This window comes from Propionicimonas sp. T2.31MG-18, assembly GCF_964266745.1.
Classification (GTDB): Bacteria; Actinomycetota; Actinomycetes; order Propionibacteriales; family Propionibacteriaceae; genus Propionicimonas.
The window spans coordinates 471,261-489,806 of the sequence record NZ_CAXWGX010000026.1; the positions used below are offsets into that span (position 1 = coordinate 471,261).

Consider the following 18,546-nt stretch of genomic DNA (forward strand, 5'->3'; position numbering starts at 1 on the left):
CAGGGTTCTATATCCTGTTGATCCGGTTGAAGGCGCGGAAAGGAGGAGCCATGAGTCAGATCAGTGGCACCACCGCCTGTTGTTGTTGTCTCTGACAGCATCCGACCTGCTCTCGTGAGCAGCAGTCCTGCTTGTGGGCCGCGATCAGGCGGCCGAACGCGGACTCTCTCCAACGGCCCGGGAGCCTGGACGCATCGGTCGAAGTCGTCCACAGATCGCCTTCCAATCCTGAGCAATAGTGCTGGTTCGTTGCGTGGGTGGCCTGCCTCGCGTCGGACATGAATTTCCCTTGGGAAAGTGCCGCATTCTGCACGTCCCTTTCTGGCGGAGTGGCCGAGTGGTTAGGCAGCGGCCTGCAAAGCCGTACACGCCGGTTCGAATCCGGTCTTCGCCTCTGATGCATCAAGGCATACATGCCTGCCATTTCGAGCGGGAGAGCCACCGTCAGCGCACCTAGTCCACACCCACGAGTGAACGGGAAGGCCCGCCGGCACACCTCCCGCCAGGACTGGAGCTCCGCCACGCGAGTCAGGGGCGGGCGTCCGGGCCAGGGCGTGCGTGGCGGTCAACACCGCCACCGGGCCGCAGGGGAAATCGGTCGACTGCCGGTAGGAGACGAGCTCCGGTGAGCTCCGAACTGCCGGTCATCGAAGCCCAGCCGCGAGCGAACTCGCGGCTGAAGCGAGCGCGTGGTCTGCATCGCGGGCGTGCTTGCGGCTGCCCAGTCCCCTGGCTACCGTTGCTTCGTGATCATCACCTCGCGCCGTTCGACCGCCCTGCGTCTCACGACGCCGGCGATGATGCGCGAGCGAATGCCCCGCTCCTGACGTCTGGCACCTGGCAGCGCGCACGATCACCAGATCGCCCCTGTTCGACGCACTCGTGGGACTGCCCCACGGCTGTCGGGTTGCCCTCCCGCCCAATCCGTCACGAGAGGCAGCACCATGACCACAACCGCACTGACCCCGCTCATCCCCACCGACGCCCGACCGCAGGTACTCGACACCGTCGCCGCCGCTCGCGCCGCTGACTCGGCACTCTCGCCGGCCGATCCCGGCCCAAGGCAACCCGGCCGGACGGGTCCGCGGACCCGGGCCGTCCGCGCCGGCATCACCACCGACTCGTCCCACGGTGCGGTGATCCCGCCGCTCTACCTGTCTGTGTCGTATGCCTTCGACGGGCTCGACGGGCGGGGTCGCTACGACTACAGCCGCTCTGGCAACCCCACCCGCGACCTCTTCGCAGCGGCGGTCGCCGACCTCGAGGCCGGGACCACGGGATGCATCACCGGCTCCGGGATGGGCGCCATCACCGCCACGGTGAACGCCCTGGTCCCGGCCGGCGGCACCCTGCTCGCCCCGGTGGACTGCTACGGCGGTTCCTGGCGGCTGTTCGACGCCCTCCAGCGCACCGGACGGCTCAGCCTTCGACTCGTGGACACCAGCGATCCTGGAGCGATCGCGTCCGCCATCACCGAGGGCTGCGACCTGCTGTGGCTCGAGACCCCGTCCAACCCACTGCTGCGAATCACCGACGTGGCGGCGGCCGCCTCAGCCGCCCACAGGGCGGGAGCGGTCGTCGTCGCGGACAACACCTTCGCCGGGCCAGTCCTGCAGCGCCCGCTGGAGTTGGGCGCAGACGTCGTGGTGCACTCGGCCACCAAGTACCTCAACGGCCACAGCGACGTGGTTTCCGGCGCCGTCGTTACCGCCGACCCGGGACTGGGTACAGACATCGCTTGGTGGGCCAACACCCTCGGAGTCACCGGGGCTCCGTTCGACTCCTACCTCGCGCTCCGCGGCCTGCGGACCCTCCACCTGAGGATGGCGGAGGCCCAGCGCAACGCTGCGGCCGTCGCGGACACCCTTGTCGCTCACCCCGCGGTACGCGCCGTGCACTACCCCGGTCTCGCCGACCACCCCCAGCACGCCCTCGCCGCGCGTCAGATGGACGGCTTCGGCGCGGTCGTCACGATGGAGCTCGCGGGCCTCGAGGAGGTCAGGGCGCTGGTGGACGGGCTGCGATGTTTCGCCCTCGCCGAGAGCCTCGGCGGGATGGAATCACTCATCTCACACCCCGCGACAATGACTCACGCCGGCATGGCACCGCAGGCCAGGGACGCCGCGGGGATCACCGACGGCATGGTGCGACTCAGCCTCGGCATCGAGGAGGCGACCGACCTGGTCGACGACCTCGAAGCGGGCCTGGACCGAGTGCTCGCGCTCGGGTGAAGGGCCCCGGAGGGCAGCGCCGTTCGGAGCCCGCGCGCGGCTGCGCGCTCCTGGCATCGAGGTTCGACGGGCCAAGTGGCCGAGAGTTGCTCGCGCGCCAGCGCGCTGATCCCTTCATTGGTGTTGGCGGGCCCCGCCATCCCCATCCGCCAACGACGGCTTCACGCTGGCGGGCCGCCTCAGGCGGCCGGGCTGGCAGCCACGTGTCCGAGAGCCTCGAACACGTCCGCCCTGCGGGCGGCGCCCACGATGCGGTGACGCACCACCCCCTCACCGTCCAGCAGCAGGACGGTGGGCGTCCGGGTGATGCCGAACTCCTCGGCCAGGTCGAGCCGCGTTTCGGCGTTGATGTCGATGTGGGCGAGTCCCGGATCCTCCGCGGCTACTTCCGACAGCAGGCGGTAGGTCGCGCGGCAGGGTGCGCAGACGGTGGACGAGAACTGCACGAAGGTGGCCTGGCGTCCCAGTTGGCCACCGAGACGCTCCGCGTCCAGCCGCGGGCGCGTGTCGGCTCGGACGATCCTGGCCCGTCCATCGGTCACCGCGCGGTAGCCCCCGAACGCCAGGGCGAGCACCAGGGCGATGATCACGACCAGCACACCCGTCATGGCTACTCAGGCCACCCCGCCCGCGGCCGGGCGGTTCAGCAGGCGCTTGCCGAGGAGGTACATCTCGCAGCCGAGGCAGAAGTCGAAGATCGCGTTCAGCAGCGCGGCGACCAGTGCGAAGCCGACGGCGATGTAGAACAGGACCGGAAGGCCGAACACCACACCGACGAGTCCGGCGAGGGCGAAGACGAGACCCACGGTCTGGGCGAACCGGGGCGGACGCGAGTCCTCCAGTTCGGCCGGCGGCTGCAACCGCGGCCGCACGACGGTGCGGAAGATCCAGCCGTAGGGCTGGTAGCCGAGTCCGAGCAGCGACCCGGCGGCGAAGGCCAGCGTCTGGATGATCAGGAGCGGCAGGCCCCCGGCCGGTCCGAGGAGAAGGGTCAGCGCCAGCACCACGGAGGTGATGGCGGCGCCGAACCGGGGGCCGCGAGGGTCGACGGACTCCGGTGCCTTCACGGATTGGGCTGAACTCATCTGCGGGCCCTTCTTCGGTCGAGTGGTGGTCTGCGGAGGCCGCCCGGCGGGCCGCCGGCGGTCTTGGAAATGGTGGGATCGGCCCGGCGTTGAGCGCGCGAGCGAAAGGGGTTCGGGGTCGTCTGGCGCGGTCAGCGGCGACAACACATCCGCGACGGCCGCGCACCCATGTGGAGGCTGGCGTATACATGTGCGGACATGCGCCGAGGATAGCACCCCTCCCCGCCTCACACACCCCCTCCCACGAGGACGACTGGCGTGTATACATTTGTATGCACTAGGCTTCGGGTCGAGCCATTCGAGACGGGACCACGCGATGAACACGACCACCGGCATCCACGCCGTGGCAATGCGTGCCGCCCGGGGCCGAATGCCGCGATGTCGCGCCGCGTGAGCTGACCTCCCCGCGCCCAGCACCCGGCGCCACCGCATCTCCGGCCTCAGACCCCGCCGTCCAGGCCGCACGCCTTCACCGACTCCCCCGTTAGGTAGCGATGACCGACCCGCACACCGTGATCGCCGTCCAGGACGCCCTCGCTCGTATCGACCGCGGCGAGCGCCCGGTCATCCTCGACGCGTCCCTCGACCTGGCCACCCCCCGCTTCGACGGGGACTACCGCGCCACCAGCGGGCACGGCGAGTGGCGGCGGCTCCGGATCGACGGCTCCCGGCACATCGACCTGCTCACCCAATGGGTCGACCCCGCGGCCCCCTACCACTTCGGCGCGCCGCGCCCGGACGCCTTCGCCCGCGAGCTCGCCGCGGCCGGCATCGATGGCAGCCGGCCGGTGTGGCTGTACGACCGGACGAACCTGATGTGGGCCTCCCGGCTGTGGTGGACGCTGCGGAACGCCGGCATTCCGGCCGCCGTACTCGACGGCGGCCTCCGGGCGTGGCTGCGCGCCGGCGGTCCCGTGGCCAGCGGCGGGACCGACGACCCCGTCCGTCCCGTCGCCCCACCACCGGCGGTCGACCTCGGGCTGTGGGTCACCCGCGCCGAGGTCGAGGAGGCCCTCGTCGGCGCCGCCCCACACCGGCCCGCCCTGATCTGCGCCCTCTCCTCCGATGCGATGTGGGGACGGGTGCCCACTCGCTACACGCGCCGCGGCCACATCCCCGGCAGCCTCAACCTGGCCGGGCACGCGTTGCTCGACGGCGACGGGTCGGTGCTGCACGGGCCCGGGGCCGCCGCCGTCGACGCCCTCGGTCTCGACCTGCGGCGCCCGCTGATCGTGTACTGCGGCGGCGGTATCTCCGCCAGCCTGACCGCCCTGGGACTCGTGCACTGGGGGGCGGCGGACGTCCGCATCTACGACGGTTCCCTGGAGGAGTGGTCGGCTGTGCCCGAACTCGCGTTGGTGAGCGCATGATGCCGCGTCCGCCCTTCACGACCGCGGTGGCCAGGGCCATCGCGCGATGTCGCCCACGGCGACTCCCCCGTCCGGCGGCGCCGTGCCGCACCACCACTCATCATCGACCTCATCTCACGAAGGACCGACATCATGTCCAGCTCAGCTGAAACCGAAACCAGCAAGATCCCGGCCGCCGCGCCTGACGCTGCCACCGCAACCACCAATACCCCAGCGGCTTCGGCCACCGGCTCCCGCTACGCCTGGCGGGTCGTCGACATCATCATCGCCAGTGTCATCGGCGTCGCTTCCGGCATCGTCTTCTGGGCGTGGGGCCTGGCCTACAACGGCCTGAGCGCCCCGCTCCAGCTCCTGCCCGGCCTCTCGGCCATCCTCGGCGGCGGCTGGCTCTTCGCCGGCGTCCTGGGCGGCCTGGTGATCCGCAAGCCGGGTGCCGCGATCTACACCGAGGTGCTCGCCGCCGTGGTGTCCGCCCTGATCGGCACCCAGTGGGGATTCCTCACCCTCGAGTCGGGCCTGGTCCAGGGACTCGGCGCGGAACTCGTCTTCCTGGCGTTCGCCTACCGCAAGTTCGGCCTCGGCGTCGCGACCCTCGCCGGAGCCGCGGCGGGCGTCACCCTCGCCATCAACGACCTGATCCTCTGGTACCCGGGTGTCGACGTCGGGTTCCAGGCGGTCTACTTCGTCTCGGCCATCGTGTCCGGCGCCGTCATTGCGGGCATCGGTTCGTACTACCTCGTCAGGGCCCTGGCCCGGACCGGGGCCCTGAGCCGCTTCGCGGCCGGCCAGGAAACCGCAGAGGCCGTCTGAGATGACCACTCGCGGAGCGCACGTCCAGGCCCGGGACTGGGGCTGGCGGCACTCCGGCCGGAAGGCATTCGCCGTCGCCGGGCTGGATCTTGAGGTCCAGCCCGGCGAACGGGTTCTGCTCCTCGGGCCGTCGGGTGCCGGGAAGTCGACCCTCCTCCATGCGCTGGCCGGCGTGCTCGGCGGCGCGGACGAGGGTGAGGAACGCGGGCGACTGCTCGTCGACGGGCTCCCGCCGCAGCACCAGCGTGGCCGGATCGGCCTGCTCCAGCAGGATCCGGACGCCCAGGTGGTGCTCAGCCGGGTGGGCGACGATGTCGCCTTCGGGCTGGAGAACCTCGGGGTGCCCCGGCCGGAGATCTGGGGACGCGTCCGTCGTGCGCTGGCCGATGTGCGGCTCGACCTGCCCCTGGACCACTCCACCTCTGCCTTGTCCGGTGGTCAGAAGCAGCGGCTCGCGCTCGCCTGCCTGCTGGCGATGCGACCGGGACTGTTGCTGCTGGACGAGCCGACCGCCAACCTCGACCCCGACGGGGTCGAGGAGGTCCGCGCGGCGGTACGTCGCGTCCTGGACAGCACCGGCGCCACCCTGGTGGTGATCGAGCACCGGGTCGAGATCTGGGCCGACATGGTCGATCGAGTGATCGTCCTCGACCCGAACGACGGCCTGCTCGCGGATGGCTCGCCGGGGCAGGTGCTCGGCCGCGAAGGCGCGCACCTCGCCGCCGCCGGGGTCTGGGTGCCGGGGTTGCACCCGGTGCACCGACGGTCCACCGCGCCGCAGGACGACGTCGTACTCAGTGCCAGGGACCTGTCCACAGCGCGGGTTCCCGGTCATCTGGTCGCCGAGCGCATCGGACTCGACCTCACCCGCGGTCAGGCGGTGGCGATCACCGGCGAGAACGGCGCCGGCAAGTCGACCCTGGCCCTCACCCTCGGCGGACTGCTGCCCGCGGAGGCCGGATCGGTGGTGGCGGCACCCGCCCTGGCCACCGGAGCGGGGACCGACCCGTTCAGGTGGAAGTCCCGGCAGCTGCTCAGCCGGATCGGCACCGTATTCCAGGAACCCGAACACCAGTTCCTCGGCGCCACCGTCCGCGACGACCTGCGCCTGGGCCCCCGCGCGCTCGGGCTCCCACCGGCAGAAGTCGATGCCCGCGCGGACGAACTCCTCGAACGGCTCCGCCTGACCCGCCTCGCCGGCGCCAACCCGTTCACCCTGTCCGGTGGGGAGAAGCGGCGGTTGTCGGTCGCGGGTGTTCTGGCCAGTCGGCCGCAGGTCCTGATCCTCGACGAGCCGACGTTCGGCCAGGACGCGCGGACGTGGCTCGAGCTCGTCGTCCTGCTCGACGAGCTTCTCGCGGCCGGTCGCACCGTGCTCGCCGTCACACACGACCGCTCCTTCATCGACGCAGTGGCCGACGCGGAGATCGAGCTGGAGGCCCGCTTCGCCGGCGGCACGTACACCGGTGCCGCGGTCAGGGAGGTAGCACGATGAGTGCCACGATCCAGCCCGTCCTCGGCTCGGCGGCCTCGCGGCTGAACCCGGTATCCAAGATGGCTGCGGTGGCCATCCAGACCGTCGCGCTGCTGACGTCCATCGACCCGGTGTCCGCGGCGATCGCGCTCGCGCTCAATCTGGTGCTGTTCGCCTGGGCGGGGCTGACCTGGACGCAGTTCTGGAAGCGGACCTTCGCCGTCTGGACGGCCGCCCTCCTGGCGGGAGTCACCACCGCGCTCTACGGCCGCGTCTCGGGAACCGTCCACCTCGACTTCTGGTTCGTCACGGTGTCCGACGGTTCGATCACGCTCGGCATCGCGACCGCGCTGCGCGTCCTGGCGATCGGACTCCCCGGGATCGTGCTGTTCGCCACCACCGACCCCACCGACCTCGCCGACGGCATGGCGCAGATCCTGAAGCTGCCCGCCCGCTTCGTGCTCGGCGGCCTCGCGGGGATCCGCCTCGTCGGGCTGTTCCTCGACGACTGGCACCAGCTCAGCCTCGCGAGACGCGCCCGCGGGGTTGCCGACGCCGGCGGGTTCGTGGAGCGGCTCAAGCGGTTCCTCGGCCAGGCGTTCGCGCTCTTCGTGGTCTCGATCAGGCGCGGCAGCAAGCTGGCCACGGCCATGGAGGCGAAGGGCTTCGGCGCCCCCACCCCCCGCACCTGGGCCCGCCCGTCCGTCCTCCGTCCCGCCGACCTGTGGCTCATCGTGACCGCGCTCGCCGTCGCGGTGGCGTCGATCGGCGGGGCGGTCGCCGCCGGCACCTGGGTCTTCCTGCTGAGGAACAGCTGATGGCGCCCACGGCCGTGTCGTCCTGGCAGCAGGCCGTCGACGAACTTCTGGGGCGGCTGGCCGAAGGGAGTCGCCTCGTCCTCATCGACGGCCCTTCGGGGTCTGGCAAGTCGACCCTCGCGACGCTGCTTCACCAGCGCGCAAGCCAGGCCGAGCCGGCGACCCGGCTGGTGCGCCTGGACGACGTCTACCCCGGCTGGGACGGACTCGCCGACGGTGCGCGGGAAGTGGCCGAGGACCTGGTGGCCCCACTGGCGGCCGGGCGCGCCGGACGGTACCGCCGATACGACTGGGCGGCGGGCATGAAGACGGACGCGATCGAGATCGAACCGGGCGTCCCCGTCATCGTCGAGGGTGTCGGCGCGCTGCACCCGCTCTCGACACCGCTCGCCAGCGGACGTGCCTGGGTGACCGCCGCTCCCAGGGAGCGCCGCCGACGTGCGCTGAACCGTGACGGCGACACCTACCGCCCCCACTGGGATCGCTGGGCGGCCCAGGAGACGGCCTTCTACGCCGACACCCGTCCGGCCGCCCGCGCCGATCTCGTCCTCAACACCACCCGCACCCGCATCCTGGAGGCCCCCGATGACTGACCGTGTCCGGCTCGTGCAGGAGTACTTCCACCCCTGGCCCAACTCGGCCGGGTTCTACCTGGCCCGCAGCCACGGCTGGTACGCCGAAGCGGGCATCGAGCTGGAGTTCGTCCTCTTCGATCCGGGCGTGGGCGACGCCCTGCACTACCTGAACACCGGTCGCGCCGACGTCGGCGTGTTCCCGACCAACCGGTTGTGGCAGCGCCGCGAACTCGGCCAGCCGCTGGTCGCCGTCGCGGCGGTGAACCAGCGCGGGCTGGAGACCGTGCGCACCGTGGCTGCGACCGGGATCCGCCGGCTGCGCGACCTCGCCGGGCGTCGGGTCGGCCTGAACCCGACCCCCAGGGGGCGGGCGATCGTGCGCGAACTGGTCGCCCGCGACGGCGGCGACCCCGACCAGGTGCAGTTGGTCGACCTCGGCTCCCGGGAGCTCACCGCTGCCGAGATCGCCTCAGGTCGCGTCGACGCGACCTACGGCTCCTACTTCGCCTGGGACAATCTGCGCGACGAGTATCCCGAGGACCAGCAGCTGGCCTGGGAGGTCGACACCTGGCTGGGCGTCGAGTACCCCAGCTACCTTCTCGGCACCCGGGCCGACCTGCTGGCGAGTTCTCCCGACCTGGTGCGCCGGTTCACCGAGGTGACCGCTCGCGGGTACGAGGCCGCAGCCGCTCAGCCCGAACTGATCGCCGACCTGTACGAGCCGGTCACCCCGTACTTCCCGCGCTCGCTCCTGGCGCGCTCCGGGCACCTGATCTCGGCCACCTGGCTGCACCAGGGACGGTGGGGCGAACTGCGCCGCGAACTGATCGAGCCGTACGCGCACTGGCTCGCCGCCCACCGGGTGATCGCGTCCGCGGACAACTGGGACCAAGGGATCCGGCCGGTACTGGTCCCCGCCTGATCCGGCACTCAGCCGAGCTGGCGGAGCCGGATCTCGCGGCTGCGCGCGAGGTGAGCAGTCATCGCATCCCGGGCGGCCGCCGCGTCGCCGGCGGCAATTGCCTCCTGCACCACGAGATGCTCCTGCGCGGTGACCATCAGGTCGTCCGAAGGTCCGGGCGGGCCCTGGTCGTAGATGCGCAGTTGCGCCGACCAGCGGTTCAGCGTGTGCGAGAAGATGCTGTTGTGAGCGGCCTCCCAGAGCGCCCGATGCCACGCGGAGTTCGCCTCGTGCGCGTCCCGGGGCTCGGTGGCTTGGCGGGCCCTGTCGTACTGGGTGGACAGCCGCACCAGATCGAGGTCGGTATGACGGCCGGCGGCCATCGCCGCGGCGGCCGCTTCGAGCACGATCCTGGCCTCGTAGATCTCGATGACGTCCTCGGCGGTCCCGGTGCGCACGCGGAAACCGTTGTCGACCCGCTCGATCAGGCCGTCCTGCTGCAGCGCCACCAGTGCCTCGCGCACCGGCGTCCGCGACACGCCGTACCGCGCCGCCAGGGACGTCTCCAGGAGACGCTGGCCGATCGGGAAGACGCCGTTCAGGATGTCGTCGCGGATGCGCAGGTACTGATCACTGGCCAGTGATCCTGAACCAACCCTTTCCGGCATCCGGACTCCAATCGCGTGGGGTTGGCCGAATTCTCGCACAACCGACCTTGTCAGCGGGCCACGGACCCGCCTGGGAACAGACGGAGGCACCCGCTGGTTGAAATACCGGTGGATACACTGGTGTCCACTCGGGTGGTCGCTGGACGGTCACCTGACTACAGTCTGCTCGCCGACCCGAAAGCGATCCTCCGTGTCCGACCACAACCTGCGCACCTACGACACGATCCTCGACCTCCTGCCCAGCGCCGAGAACCCCACACCGATCGTCCGGCTGCGCCACATCCCGGGGTTCCAGCACGCGCAGGTCTACGCCAAGCTCGAGTGGTACAACCCGTTCGGCGCGGTCAAGGACCGGGTGGCGGCCAACCTCGTGCAGGACGCCGAGGAGCGCGGCGAGGACCTGGAGAACCTGGTGGAACCGACCTCCGGCAACACCGGCATCGGCCTGGTGATGGTGGCGAACGCCCGCAAGTACGGCTTCTCCGCGACCCTGTCGAAGCAGATCCCGCTGGAGAAGCGGACGGCGCTGCGCCTGTTCGGCACCGACCTGGTCGAGCTCGACGACGACCTGTGCCCGATGCCCGGCCAGCCGGAGGGCGCCATGGAGAAGGCCGCCGAGCTCGGCCGGCGTCCGGGCTGGACCCAGCTCAACCAGTACGCCAACCCGGCGAACCCGGACGCGCACTACCGCACCACCGGCCCGGAGGTCTGGCGCCAGACCGAGGGAAGGGTGACGCACTTCGTCGCCTCGCTCGGCACCTGCGGCACGATCACCGGTGCCGGCCGGTTCCTGAAGGAACAGAACCCGGACGTGCAGGTGATCGGCGTGCACCCCGCCCTGGGCCACGACATTCCCGGCGTCCGCAGCAGGCGGGCGCTCGCCCTCACCGAGTTCTTCACCCCCGAGGCGTACGACAGCATCCTCGAGATCACCGACGACGAGGCGTACGGCCTGTGCCGGCGGCTGCACCTGGAGGAGAGCATCATCGCCGGCCCCAGCTGCGGGCTGGCCCTTGCTGGCGCGCTGAAGGCGATCCCCGACGAGCCCGGGGTGGTGGCGGTCGTGGTGTTCCCCGACAACGCGTTCAAGTACCTGTCGTCGTTCCGGCGCCACCTGCCCGACCTCTTCCCACCCGAGGCCGACGAGGTGGCGGTGCCGGCGAACCCGTTCGCCGAGCACCTCGAGGCGGCCTTCGCGTTCGCGAAGAAGGGGCCGGACGTGATCGACGTCCACCAGGCCAAGCTTCTCCTCGATGCCGGTGTCACGCTGATCGATGTGCGGAACCCGCCCGAGGTGGCCCGGGTGCAGATCCCCGAGGCGATCAAGCTGCCGCTGCCAGACCTGTCGCAGGGCAGCCTCGACGGGCTCCCCGCCGACAAGGACGCACCGATCGTGACGATCTGCGCGGCCGGCACCCGCTCCCTGTACGCGCTCCTGCTGCTCAAGGCGCTGGGCTACCGGGACGTGAAGAGCGTCGACGGCGGCATGGGCGCCTGGGTCGAGGCCGGCCTCCCGGCACGCTAGCCGTCCGCCGCCCTCGCGTGTCGCCACGCCGGCTCTCTCAGGCAGTGCCCGTCGCGAGGTCGAGCGCGGCGGCGAGGTCGGCGAGCAGGTCGTCGGCGTCCTCCAGTCCGACGGAGAAGCGCAGGTGGCCGAGGCGGCGGAACGGCTCGGGGTAGTACTCGCTGCCGCCCCGGCCGGCCGGACCCACGTGCACGATCAGCGACTCGTCGTGGCCGAGCGAGACGGCCGAGGTGATCAGCCTCAGCCCGGAGACGAAGCGGTCCTGGAGGCCGGAGTCGCCGTCGAGCGCGAAGGCGAGCACACCGCCGAACCCGGTCGTGCCGAACTGGCGGCGGGCCACCTCGTGTTGCGGGTGCGAGATCAGCCCGGGGTAGGAGACGAAGGCGATCCTGGGGTCGGCCTCGAGGAACTCCGCGACCCGCTGGGCGGTGGCGAGGTGCCGCCGGATACGGAGAGGCAGCGTGACGGACCCGCGCAGGATCAGCCACGCGTTGAACGGCGAGATCACCGCCCCCAGATCGGCCAACGCGTCGGATCGGACGCGGCCCACCAGCGATGCGTCGCCGATCACCGCTCCACCCATCGCATCGCCATGGCCGTTGATGAACTTGGTGAGTGAGTGCACGACGAGGTCGGCGCCCGCCGCCAGCGGCCGGAACACGGGCGGGGGCGTGAAGGTGTTGTCCACGCTCAACAGGAGGCCGGCGGAGTGCGCGAGCCGGGCGAGTGCAGCGATGTCAGCGACCTTCGTGGTCGGATTGGCGATCGTCTCGGTGTGAATCAGGCGGGTCTCGGGACGGATGGCGGCGAGAACCTGCGCATGGTCGGTGATGTCGACGAAGGTCGCGCTGATCCCGTACCGCTGGGGCAGCAACTCGGCAAACAGCCGCCACACCGCCTCGTAGGTGACGTCGGAGACGATCACGTGGTCGCCGCTGCGCAGCAGCGAGAAGAAGACCGCGTGCAGCGCGCCGACACCGCTCGCCACCACCATCGCCGCCTCGCCGCCCTCCAGGGCCGCGAGCTTCGTCTCCAGTGCCTGCTGGTTGGCCCCGGTGGTGCGGGTGTACAGCAGGCGGTCGGGGTTGGACCAGTCGACGCCGGTCGGATCCTCGGGAAGCAGGTAGGAGTTGGCCATGACCAGGGGCCGGCGCAGCGCACCGGTGCCCACGTCGGGCTCGTTCCCGCCGTGGACGGCCCAGGTGTACTCACCGACACTCGTCGGGTCGTGCTTGTCGGGACGGCCGGTCATCGCCACTCCTGCCTCGGCCCGCGCATCGGGCCACGCCCGAATTGTCGAACTCACGCCTGGCCGTTCTCGGCGTGAACGCCATCCGGACGGAGCCCGCCGCGACGGTTGCCGTCCTCGCCGGGCCGGACGGCCCTGCCCAGGTACGCCTCCTGGATCTGCGGGTTGTCGAGCAGGTCGCGGGCCGCGCCCTCCAGCACGATCTCCCCGGTCGCCAGCACGTAGCCCCGGGACGCGATCGACAGCGCCAGCTCGGCCTGCTGCTCGACCAGCAGGACGGCCACACCGAGCTCGGTGTTGATGCGCACGATCTCCTCGAGCACCTGCTCCACCAGCCGCGGGGCCAGCCCCATCGTGGGCTCGTCCATGCAGACCAGGCGCGGGCGGCTCATCAGCGCACGGGCGAAGGCCAGCATCTGCTGCTCACCGCCCGACAACGTGCCGGCTTCCTGCCGACGGCGCTCGGCAAGCCGGGGGAAGTGGGCGCGCATCCGCTCGAGGTCCTCGGCGATGCCCGCCCGGTCCCGTCGGGTGTAGGCGCCGGCGATGAGGTTCTCGTCCACAGTCATCTGCGGGAACACCCGGCGCGCCTCCGGAACCGAGGCGATTCCGGCCCTGACGCGATGGCTGGTGGAGTCGTGGGTCACGTCCCGCCCGGCGAAGCGGACGCTGCCCGACCTGACCTTCACCAGGCCGAGGATCGACTTCATCGTGGTGGACTTGCCGCTGGCGTTGCCGCCGAGCAACGAGACGATCTCGCCGTCGGCCACCGTCAAGGTGTTGCCGCGCAATGCGTGGAACGGGCCGTAGTAGACGTTGACGTCCTCCAGTTCGAGCAGGTCAGCCACGGGTGCTCCCTCCCGCCGCGCGGCGGCGTCCGAAGTAGGCCTCGATCACGGCCGGGTCGCGACGCACCGCCTCCGGCACCCCCTCCGCGATGATCCGGCCGCCGTCCATCACGACGATCCGGTCCGACACCGTCATCACCAGGTCGAGCTTGTGCTCGACCAGCAGGATGGCCTGGCCGTCCGCCTTCAGCTCGAGCAGCTGGTCGAGCACCTCCGCGGTCTCGGACTGGTTCATGCCGGCCGTGGGCTCGTCGAGCACGAGCAGCTTCGGCTGCAGCGCCAGGGCACGCGCGATCTCGGTGCGGCGACGGTTGGCGTAGCTCAAGGAGTACGCCGGGTCGTCGAGGCGCGGGCCTAGCCGTGCCTCGAAACGATGGATCTCGGTCTCCACGACGGCGTCGATTTCCCGGGCCTCGCGCCGCGAGTACGGCGTCCCGACGACGGCGACGAACAGCTCGGCCAGCAGCGGGATCCAGCGCAGCAGGAACAGGTGCGACAGGCTCCGGAACGGCCGGGTGGCGCGCAGGGTCGAGTGCAGCCCGACCCTGATGTTGTCGGCCACCGTCAGGGTCGCGAACACCCGGCCGTTCTGGAACGTCCGGGCCACCCCCTGCTCGGCGATCCGCGCGGTGTCGGCGTGGTCGATCGGGACGCCCTCGAGTGTGATCGTCCCGCCGTGGGACGGGATCGTCCCGGTGACCAGGTTGAGCGTGGTGGTCTTGCCGGAGCCGTTGGGCCCGATGATCGACACCACCTCACCGGGGCCGACCGTGAACGAGATGCCGTCCACCGCCTTCAGCCCGTCGAAGTGGCGCTCGAGGTCGCGGACCTCCAGGAGGGGGCGGGTCATGAGTTCCTCACCAGGACGCCGCCCGGACGGAACCTCACCACGAGGATCAGCACCAGGCCGTAGACGATGATCCGCAGTTCGGGGGTGAATCGCAGCAGCTCCATCGCCCCGATCAGGATCAGCGATCCCACCACAGCACCGTGCGAGAGGCTGACGCCGCCCATGATCACGATCGTGACCACAAGGAGCGACATCAGCATTGTGAAGATCGTCGGGTCGATATAGGTGTACTGGTGAGCGAGCAGCGAGCCGCCGACACCGGCGAAGAACGCGGAGATGGCGAACGCGAGGGCCTTGTAGTCCCGCGCTCGGACGCCGGAGGCGAGCGCGGCCACCTCGTCCGACCCGACCGAGGAGATCACGCGTCCGAGGTGGGAGTGCCGGACGCGCCACATCACCACGAGAGTGACCACCAGCACTCCGAAGTCGATCAAGTAGAACGCGACGGGGCTCGCCAGCGGAGTGTCCCCCCAACTCGGCATCGGGATCCCGTAGATGCCCTGCGGCAGTACCAGGCGGATGATGGCGACGATCACCGTCCCGACCCCGAGGGTGGCGATCGAGATGTAGTGGCCCTTCACCCCCCAGATCGGCGAGGCGAGGACGGACGCAAGGATCGCCGCCGCGACACCGGCCAGCGGCACTGCGACCCAGAACGACACCGGCAGGTACAGCGTGAGCAGCGCAGAGGTGTAGGCGCCGATGGCGATCGGCCCGGCCTGGCCGAGCGCGAGCACGCCGGCCTGCCCGGCGGTGACGGTGAACCCGGCGGCGATCACGGCGTAAACCAGCACCTGCGTACCGGTGATCAGCACGTAGTCACCGGCCACCAGCGGGATCACGATGCCGCCCACCACGAACGCGGCGATCCAGACCCAGCGCGGGATCCTCAGCGGGCGACCCTTGCCGAGGAAGGTGCCGGTGAGCGGCTCGGCGGAGATCAGCGGCACCTTTCCCAGGAGGCCACCGGGACGCAGGATCAGCACCACGATCAGGATCGCGAAGACGATGATCTCCCTGGCGGTGTCGCCGAAGAAGTGGATGCCGAAGGCCTCGAGGATGCCGAGGGTGAAGCCGCCGAGGACCGCCCCGACGAGCGAACCCAACCCCCCGAGGGTCGCTGCGACGAAGGCGGTCATGCCGATGCTCAGTCCGGAGGTGGGGTTCGCCACGCCGACGTACAGGGCGATGAAGATACCGGCGATCCCGCCCAGGGCGGACGCGATGATGAACGACAGGTGTTGCACCAGGCCGACCGGGATGCCCATCTGCAGCGCAGCCTCCTGGTCCTGGGCCGTGGCGCGGATTGCCTGGCCCACCTTGCCGAACTTGAGGAACAGCGCCATCACCACCATGACGACCGCGGTGAACCCGAGCATCACCAGGTCGGAGGTGCCGAAGCGCATGTTCCCGACAGCGAAGTCCGAGGTGGGCAGGACCTTCGGGAAGACCCGGAACTCGGCGGTGAAGGCGATCTGCGACAGGTTGTCCAGGATCTGCGAGACCGCGTAGGTCGAGAGCATCGCGGCCAACGGGAGGTACTTCGCCAGCGGCCGCACCACCGACACGTTGATCAACAACCCCAGAGCCCCACAGATGGCCGCCACCAGGAGCAGCGCCACCCAGAACGACCATCCGAGCTGGGCGATGAGGAACCAGGCCAGCATCGCGCCCAGGCCGAAGAACGAGAACTGGGCGAAGTTGACGACGTTCATCACCCCGAAGACCAGGGAGATGCCGACCGCTCCGAGGGCGTAGACGTTCCCTCGGAGCAGGCCGGCGATCAGTGTGTCGAGCATCGTGTGCGGTGGGTCAGCAGCGGATCAGCAGCTCAGCTGTTGATCTCGACCCACTTGCCCGCATTGAGCACGGTGGGCGTCAGCTGGGGCGAGGCCACCCTACGGGTCGCCGGGTCGAAGGTGATCGTGCCGTAGACGATGCTCGGCACGTCCTTGACCTGGCCGAAGCCCTTCAGGATGCCGTCCCTGGTGGTGCCGCCGGCCTTCGCCGCTGCCACCGCGACGTTCAGTGCGTCGTAGGCACCGGCCTCGAAGCCGGTCACTGCCGACTCGCTCGGGTACTTGGCTTTGAAGTCCTTCACGAACGTCTGGACCGCCGGGTCGGAGCTGCCTTCCAGGAACTGCGCGCCGACGACGGAGCCCTCGGCGTCCGGGGTGCCGTTGAACGACTTCTCGTCCTGGCCGCCGTAGAAGGTGCCCTTGTAGCCGATGGCCCGGAGCTGTGTGACGAGCTTCGCGGCGTCCGGGCCGTACCCGATGTGGGCGAAGGCTTCTGGATTGCCGGCGACCGCCTTGGTCAGCGAGGGACGGTAGTCGTCGGAGGTGTCGAGCACGCCCTCGGCATCGGTGATGGTCAGGCCGATCTTCTCGGCCTCGGCCTTGAACGCGTTGAACGCCGGGATGCCCCAGTCTGCGGTGTTGAGGTAGGTGACGCCGACGGACTTGACGCCCTTGCTCTTGATGTAGTCGGCGGTCCACTGGTAGCTGGCGCTGGTGGTGATCGAGGTGGACCACTGGTACTCGCTGCCCTTGGCCGTGAAGTCGGGGTTGGAGTTGTTGAACCCGTACTGCACGAGTTTGCCGGACGTGTAGATCGGCGAGGCCGGGATGGACGCGGCCGACGAGTAGTCACCGAACACCAGGATCACGTCCTTGTCGCTGACGAACTTCTGGGCGACGGTCACCGACTGCTTGGGGTCGGACTGGGAGTCCTCGTACTTCAGGGCCACTTTGTGCCCGTCGATGCCGCCGGCGGCGTTCACCTTGTCGAGGGCCAGTTCGAAGCCCTCCTTGAACTGCTGGCCGTACTGGGCGTACTGCCCGGTGATCGCGGCGGAGACGCCGAAGTAGACGGTGCCGTCGGAGCTGCCGCCGGCCGCCGCGGCGTTGCTCGAGCAGGCCGACAGCCCGAGCGCCGCAGCGGTTGCCAGAGCGACGGCGGCGAGCGATCGCTGGTGGATGGTCGTGTGCTTCATCGTTGTTCCTTCGTGGTGTGTCGTGGCTGGTCGGATGGGGTTCAGTGGGCGTCGCGGAGGCGGCGAAGGGATTCCGGCTCGGCCGGAGTGGGGATCGTGCAGCTGGGAGCGAGCAGGAACGGCCGGTGCACCCGGGTGGCCAGGGTTGCGTCCAGCTGGCGGGCCACCTCGGTCTGGTCGCCACCGACCGCGAACAACTCGCTGCTGACCCCGCCCACCACGGCGAGGCCGAAATCGGTGTCCAGCGGCGGGTTTCCGGGCTGGAACTGGTCCCAGTGCAGGGCATCGACCCTGTAGCCGGTGAACCAGTCAGGGTGGGAGTGCGCGCGGCAGGTGTGGAACACCACCTGGCTGCCGCCCGCGGCGGCCAGCACCTGCTGGTCGTACGGGCGGGAGAACTCCAGGAAGGCCTCCTTGTCGACGCGGTTTCCGCTGGCGGTGCCGGTGACGGCATAGAAGATGCCGTCCAGGCCGGCGCCACCCTCGTCAAGGGGCGCCACCAGGAGCTCGACGTAGTCGGCGAAGGTCTGCGCGATCGAGGCCAGAGCGGCGTGGGCGCCTTCGGGGTCACTGCGCAGCAACTCGTCGGCGGTCAACTGAGCGGCGGAGCCGGGCACGGGATCGTCCAGGTAGAGCGGGAGGCCGGCCAGCTGGAGCAGCACCGACAGCGGCGAGAACACCGTCTGGAGCAGCGTCCGGTCCGGGAGTTGCTCGCGGATCAGCCGGGACGAGAGCAGGTGCTCGGACAGCACGGGGTTGGCCGCGGGGTCGAGCGGGCGGATGGACGCCAGGTCGGCGACCGTGCTGATCGCCGGGCTCACCAGTCGGGGAACCACTCCGACGTAGTCGTCCGGATCGTAGATCGAGCCCCACACCTCGGAGTAGTAGGTGGCACGGGGGTTGATCTTGACCCAGTCCCAGTCCCACCGGCGGTTGAACTCGACGGTGGTGGCGGCGAAGCGCACCGGGTCGTACTCGTCGCCGACGAAGTGCTGCCATGCGCTGGTGAGGAACCGCCGCGTGGACTCACCGTGCAGCAGGGCGCCGAACTCGGCGCGCCTGTCGGCGACGGCGGTTGAGGTCAGTGTGGCCATTGTTCAGGGCTCCTGAAATAGTGCTGTTAATGGCGGGCATGGTGGTGGTTCAG

The 18,546-nt window shown here is 70.2% G+C and carries 17 protein-coding genes and 1 tRNA gene; 9 read left to right on the forward strand and 9 right to left on the reverse strand.

Translation table 11 applies throughout. From position 1 onward, the window contains the following. Window positions 1-323: 323 nt before the first annotated feature. Together ACFQQJ_RS12730 and metB are read left to right on the forward strand one after the other, a co-directional pair. Window positions 324-394 (forward strand) — tRNA-Cys (locus ACFQQJ_RS12730). 550 nt (window positions 395-944) lie between these two features. Further along, complete coding sequence (metB, locus tag ACFQQJ_RS12735; protein ID WP_377106959.1) at window positions 945-2,231, forward strand: cystathionine gamma-synthase; 1,287 nt, start codon at window positions 945-947, stop codon at window positions 2,229-2,231. A 179-nt stretch (window positions 2,232-2,410) separates the two neighbouring features. On the opposite strand, the gene ACFQQJ_RS12740 is transcribed toward metB, so the two are convergent. Both ACFQQJ_RS12740 and ACFQQJ_RS12745 read right to left on the reverse strand, forming a co-directional pair. Then, window positions 2,411-2,839, reverse strand: a complete 429-nt coding sequence (locus tag ACFQQJ_RS12740) for a thioredoxin family protein (protein ID WP_377106960.1) — start codon at window positions 2,837-2,839, stop codon at window positions 2,411-2,413. Between the two features lie 6 nt (window positions 2,840-2,845). After that, entirely contained in the window at window positions 2,846-3,316 is a 471-nt protein-coding gene (locus ACFQQJ_RS12745; protein WP_377106961.1) for a DUF4395 domain-containing protein, read from the reverse strand. A 494-nt stretch (window positions 3,317-3,810) separates the two neighbouring features. Here ACFQQJ_RS12745 and ACFQQJ_RS12750 point away from each other — a divergent pair, with 494 nt between their 5' ends. The 6 genes from ACFQQJ_RS12750 (at window position 3,811) to ACFQQJ_RS12775 (ending at window position 9,285) form a co-directional block, all read left to right on the forward strand. After that, window positions 3,811-4,686, forward strand: coding sequence for a sulfurtransferase (locus ACFQQJ_RS12750; protein WP_377106963.1), 876 nt, complete (start codon window positions 3,811-3,813; stop codon window positions 4,684-4,686). 132 nt (window positions 4,687-4,818) lie between these two features. After that, window positions 4,819-5,496 carry an ECF transporter S component gene (locus tag ACFQQJ_RS12755; protein ID WP_377106964.1) on the forward strand — a complete coding sequence of 226 codons (678 nt, stop codon included), beginning with the start codon at window positions 4,819-4,821 and terminating at the stop codon, window positions 5,494-5,496. A gap of 1 nt (window position 5,497) precedes the next feature. Then, window positions 5,498-6,991 (forward strand): ABC transporter ATP-binding protein, encoded by a 1,494-nt coding sequence (locus tag ACFQQJ_RS12760; protein ID WP_377106966.1) that lies wholly within the window; start codon window positions 5,498-5,500, stop codon window positions 6,989-6,991. Next, window positions 6,988-7,788 (forward strand): energy-coupling factor transporter transmembrane component T family protein, encoded by an 801-nt coding sequence (locus ACFQQJ_RS12765; protein ID WP_377106967.1) that lies wholly within the window; start codon window positions 6,988-6,990, stop codon window positions 7,786-7,788. The genes ACFQQJ_RS12760 and ACFQQJ_RS12765 overlap by 4 nt, the downstream gene beginning before the upstream one ends. Continuing rightward, window positions 7,788-8,381 (forward strand): AAA family ATPase, encoded by a 594-nt coding sequence (locus ACFQQJ_RS12770; protein WP_377106968.1) that lies wholly within the window; start codon window positions 7,788-7,790, stop codon window positions 8,379-8,381. The genes ACFQQJ_RS12765 and ACFQQJ_RS12770 overlap by 1 nt, the downstream gene beginning before the upstream one ends. Further along, window positions 8,374-9,285: an ABC transporter substrate-binding protein gene (locus tag ACFQQJ_RS12775; RefSeq protein WP_377106970.1), complete on the forward strand. Its 912-nt coding sequence runs from the start codon at window positions 8,374-8,376 to the stop codon at window positions 9,283-9,285. The genes ACFQQJ_RS12770 and ACFQQJ_RS12775 overlap by 8 nt, the downstream gene beginning before the upstream one ends. Before the next feature lie 8 nt (window positions 9,286-9,293). Here ACFQQJ_RS12775 and ACFQQJ_RS12780 read toward each other — a convergent pair whose 3' ends face one another. Further along, window positions 9,294-9,971, reverse strand: coding sequence for a GntR family transcriptional regulator (locus ACFQQJ_RS12780; RefSeq protein ID WP_377106971.1), 678 nt, complete (start codon window positions 9,969-9,971; stop codon window positions 9,294-9,296). A 151-nt stretch (window positions 9,972-10,122) separates the two neighbouring features. Between ACFQQJ_RS12780 and ACFQQJ_RS12785 the strand changes: the two genes are divergently transcribed. Then, a complete protein-coding gene (locus tag ACFQQJ_RS12785; protein ID WP_377106972.1) occupies window positions 10,123-11,457 on the forward strand; it encodes a pyridoxal-phosphate dependent enzyme in 1,335 nt (444 codons plus the stop codon). A 37-nt stretch (window positions 11,458-11,494) separates the two neighbouring features. Here the strand turns inward: ACFQQJ_RS12785 and ACFQQJ_RS12790 are convergent, their stop codons facing one another. The 6 genes from ACFQQJ_RS12790 to ACFQQJ_RS12815 are packed head-to-tail and all read right to left on the reverse strand — an operon-like array spanning window position 11,495 to window position 18,493. Beyond that, window positions 11,495-12,709 (reverse strand): trans-sulfuration enzyme family protein, encoded by a 1,215-nt coding sequence (locus ACFQQJ_RS12790; protein ID WP_377106974.1) that lies wholly within the window; start codon window positions 12,707-12,709, stop codon window positions 11,495-11,497. A 50-nt stretch (window positions 12,710-12,759) separates the two neighbouring features. Continuing rightward, a complete protein-coding gene (locus tag ACFQQJ_RS12795; protein WP_377107062.1) occupies window positions 12,760-13,545 on the reverse strand; it encodes an ABC transporter ATP-binding protein in 786 nt (261 codons plus the stop codon). A gap of 1 nt (window position 13,546) precedes the next feature. Beyond that, window positions 13,547-14,404 carry an ABC transporter ATP-binding protein gene (locus ACFQQJ_RS12800; RefSeq protein WP_377106976.1) on the reverse strand — a complete coding sequence of 286 codons (858 nt, stop codon included), beginning with the start codon at window positions 14,402-14,404 and terminating at the stop codon, window positions 13,547-13,549. Next, window positions 14,401-16,203 (reverse strand): ABC transporter permease, encoded by a 1,803-nt coding sequence (locus ACFQQJ_RS12805; protein WP_377106977.1) that lies wholly within the window; start codon window positions 16,201-16,203, stop codon window positions 14,401-14,403. Before ACFQQJ_RS12805 ends, ACFQQJ_RS12800 begins: the two co-directional genes overlap by 4 nt. Before the next feature lie 32 nt (window positions 16,204-16,235). Next, on the reverse strand, window positions 16,236-17,399 hold the full coding sequence (locus ACFQQJ_RS12810; protein WP_377106978.1) for an ABC transporter substrate-binding protein: 1,164 nt from the start codon (window positions 17,397-17,399) through the stop codon (window positions 16,236-16,238). A gap of 41 nt (window positions 17,400-17,440) precedes the next feature. Continuing rightward, window positions 17,441-18,493 carry a uroporphyrinogen decarboxylase family protein gene (locus ACFQQJ_RS12815; RefSeq protein ID WP_377106980.1) on the reverse strand — a complete coding sequence of 351 codons (1,053 nt, stop codon included), beginning with the start codon at window positions 18,491-18,493 and terminating at the stop codon, window positions 17,441-17,443. Window positions 18,494-18,546: the final 53 nt, after the last annotated feature.

What these genes read in the sequence shown, in the direction of transcription:
- metB (WP_377106959.1), top strand. Translation starts at nt 945, where the DNA reads ATGACCACAACCGCACTGACCCCGCTCATCCCCACCGACGCCCGACCG.
- ACFQQJ_RS12740 (WP_377106960.1), bottom strand. Translation starts at nt 2,839, where the DNA reads ATGACGGGTGTGCTGGTCGTGATCATCGCCCTGGTGCTCGCCCTGGCG.
- ACFQQJ_RS12745 (WP_377106961.1), bottom strand. Translation starts at nt 3,316, where the DNA reads ATGAGTTCAGCCCAATCCGTGAAGGCACCGGAGTCCGTCGACCCTCGC.
- ACFQQJ_RS12750 (WP_377106963.1), top strand. Translation starts at nt 3,811, where the DNA reads ATGACCGACCCGCACACCGTGATCGCCGTCCAGGACGCCCTCGCTCGT.
- ACFQQJ_RS12755 (WP_377106964.1), top strand. Translation starts at nt 4,819, where the DNA reads ATGTCCAGCTCAGCTGAAACCGAAACCAGCAAGATCCCGGCCGCCGCG.
- ACFQQJ_RS12760 (WP_377106966.1), top strand. Translation starts at nt 5,498, where the DNA reads ATGACCACTCGCGGAGCGCACGTCCAGGCCCGGGACTGGGGCTGGCGG.
- ACFQQJ_RS12765 (WP_377106967.1), top strand. Translation starts at nt 6,988, where the DNA reads ATGAGTGCCACGATCCAGCCCGTCCTCGGCTCGGCGGCCTCGCGGCTG.
- ACFQQJ_RS12770 (WP_377106968.1), top strand. Translation starts at nt 7,788, where the DNA reads ATGGCGCCCACGGCCGTGTCGTCCTGGCAGCAGGCCGTCGACGAACTT.
- ACFQQJ_RS12775 (WP_377106970.1), top strand. Translation starts at nt 8,374, where the DNA reads ATGACTGACCGTGTCCGGCTCGTGCAGGAGTACTTCCACCCCTGGCCC.
- ACFQQJ_RS12790 (WP_377106974.1), bottom strand. Translation starts at nt 12,709, where the DNA reads ATGACCGGCCGTCCCGACAAGCACGACCCGACGAGTGTCGGTGAGTAC.
- ACFQQJ_RS12800 (WP_377106976.1), bottom strand. Translation starts at nt 14,404, where the DNA reads ATGACCCGCCCCCTCCTGGAGGTCCGCGACCTCGAGCGCCACTTCGAC.
- ACFQQJ_RS12805 (WP_377106977.1), bottom strand. Translation starts at nt 16,203, where the DNA reads ATGCTCGACACACTGATCGCCGGCCTGCTCCGAGGGAACGTCTACGCC.
- ACFQQJ_RS12810 (WP_377106978.1), bottom strand. Translation starts at nt 17,399, where the DNA reads ATGAAGCACACGACCATCCACCAGCGATCGCTCGCCGCCGTCGCTCTG.
- ACFQQJ_RS12815 (WP_377106980.1), bottom strand. Translation starts at nt 18,493, where the DNA reads ATGGCCACACTGACCTCAACCGCCGTCGCCGACAGGCGCGCCGAGTTC.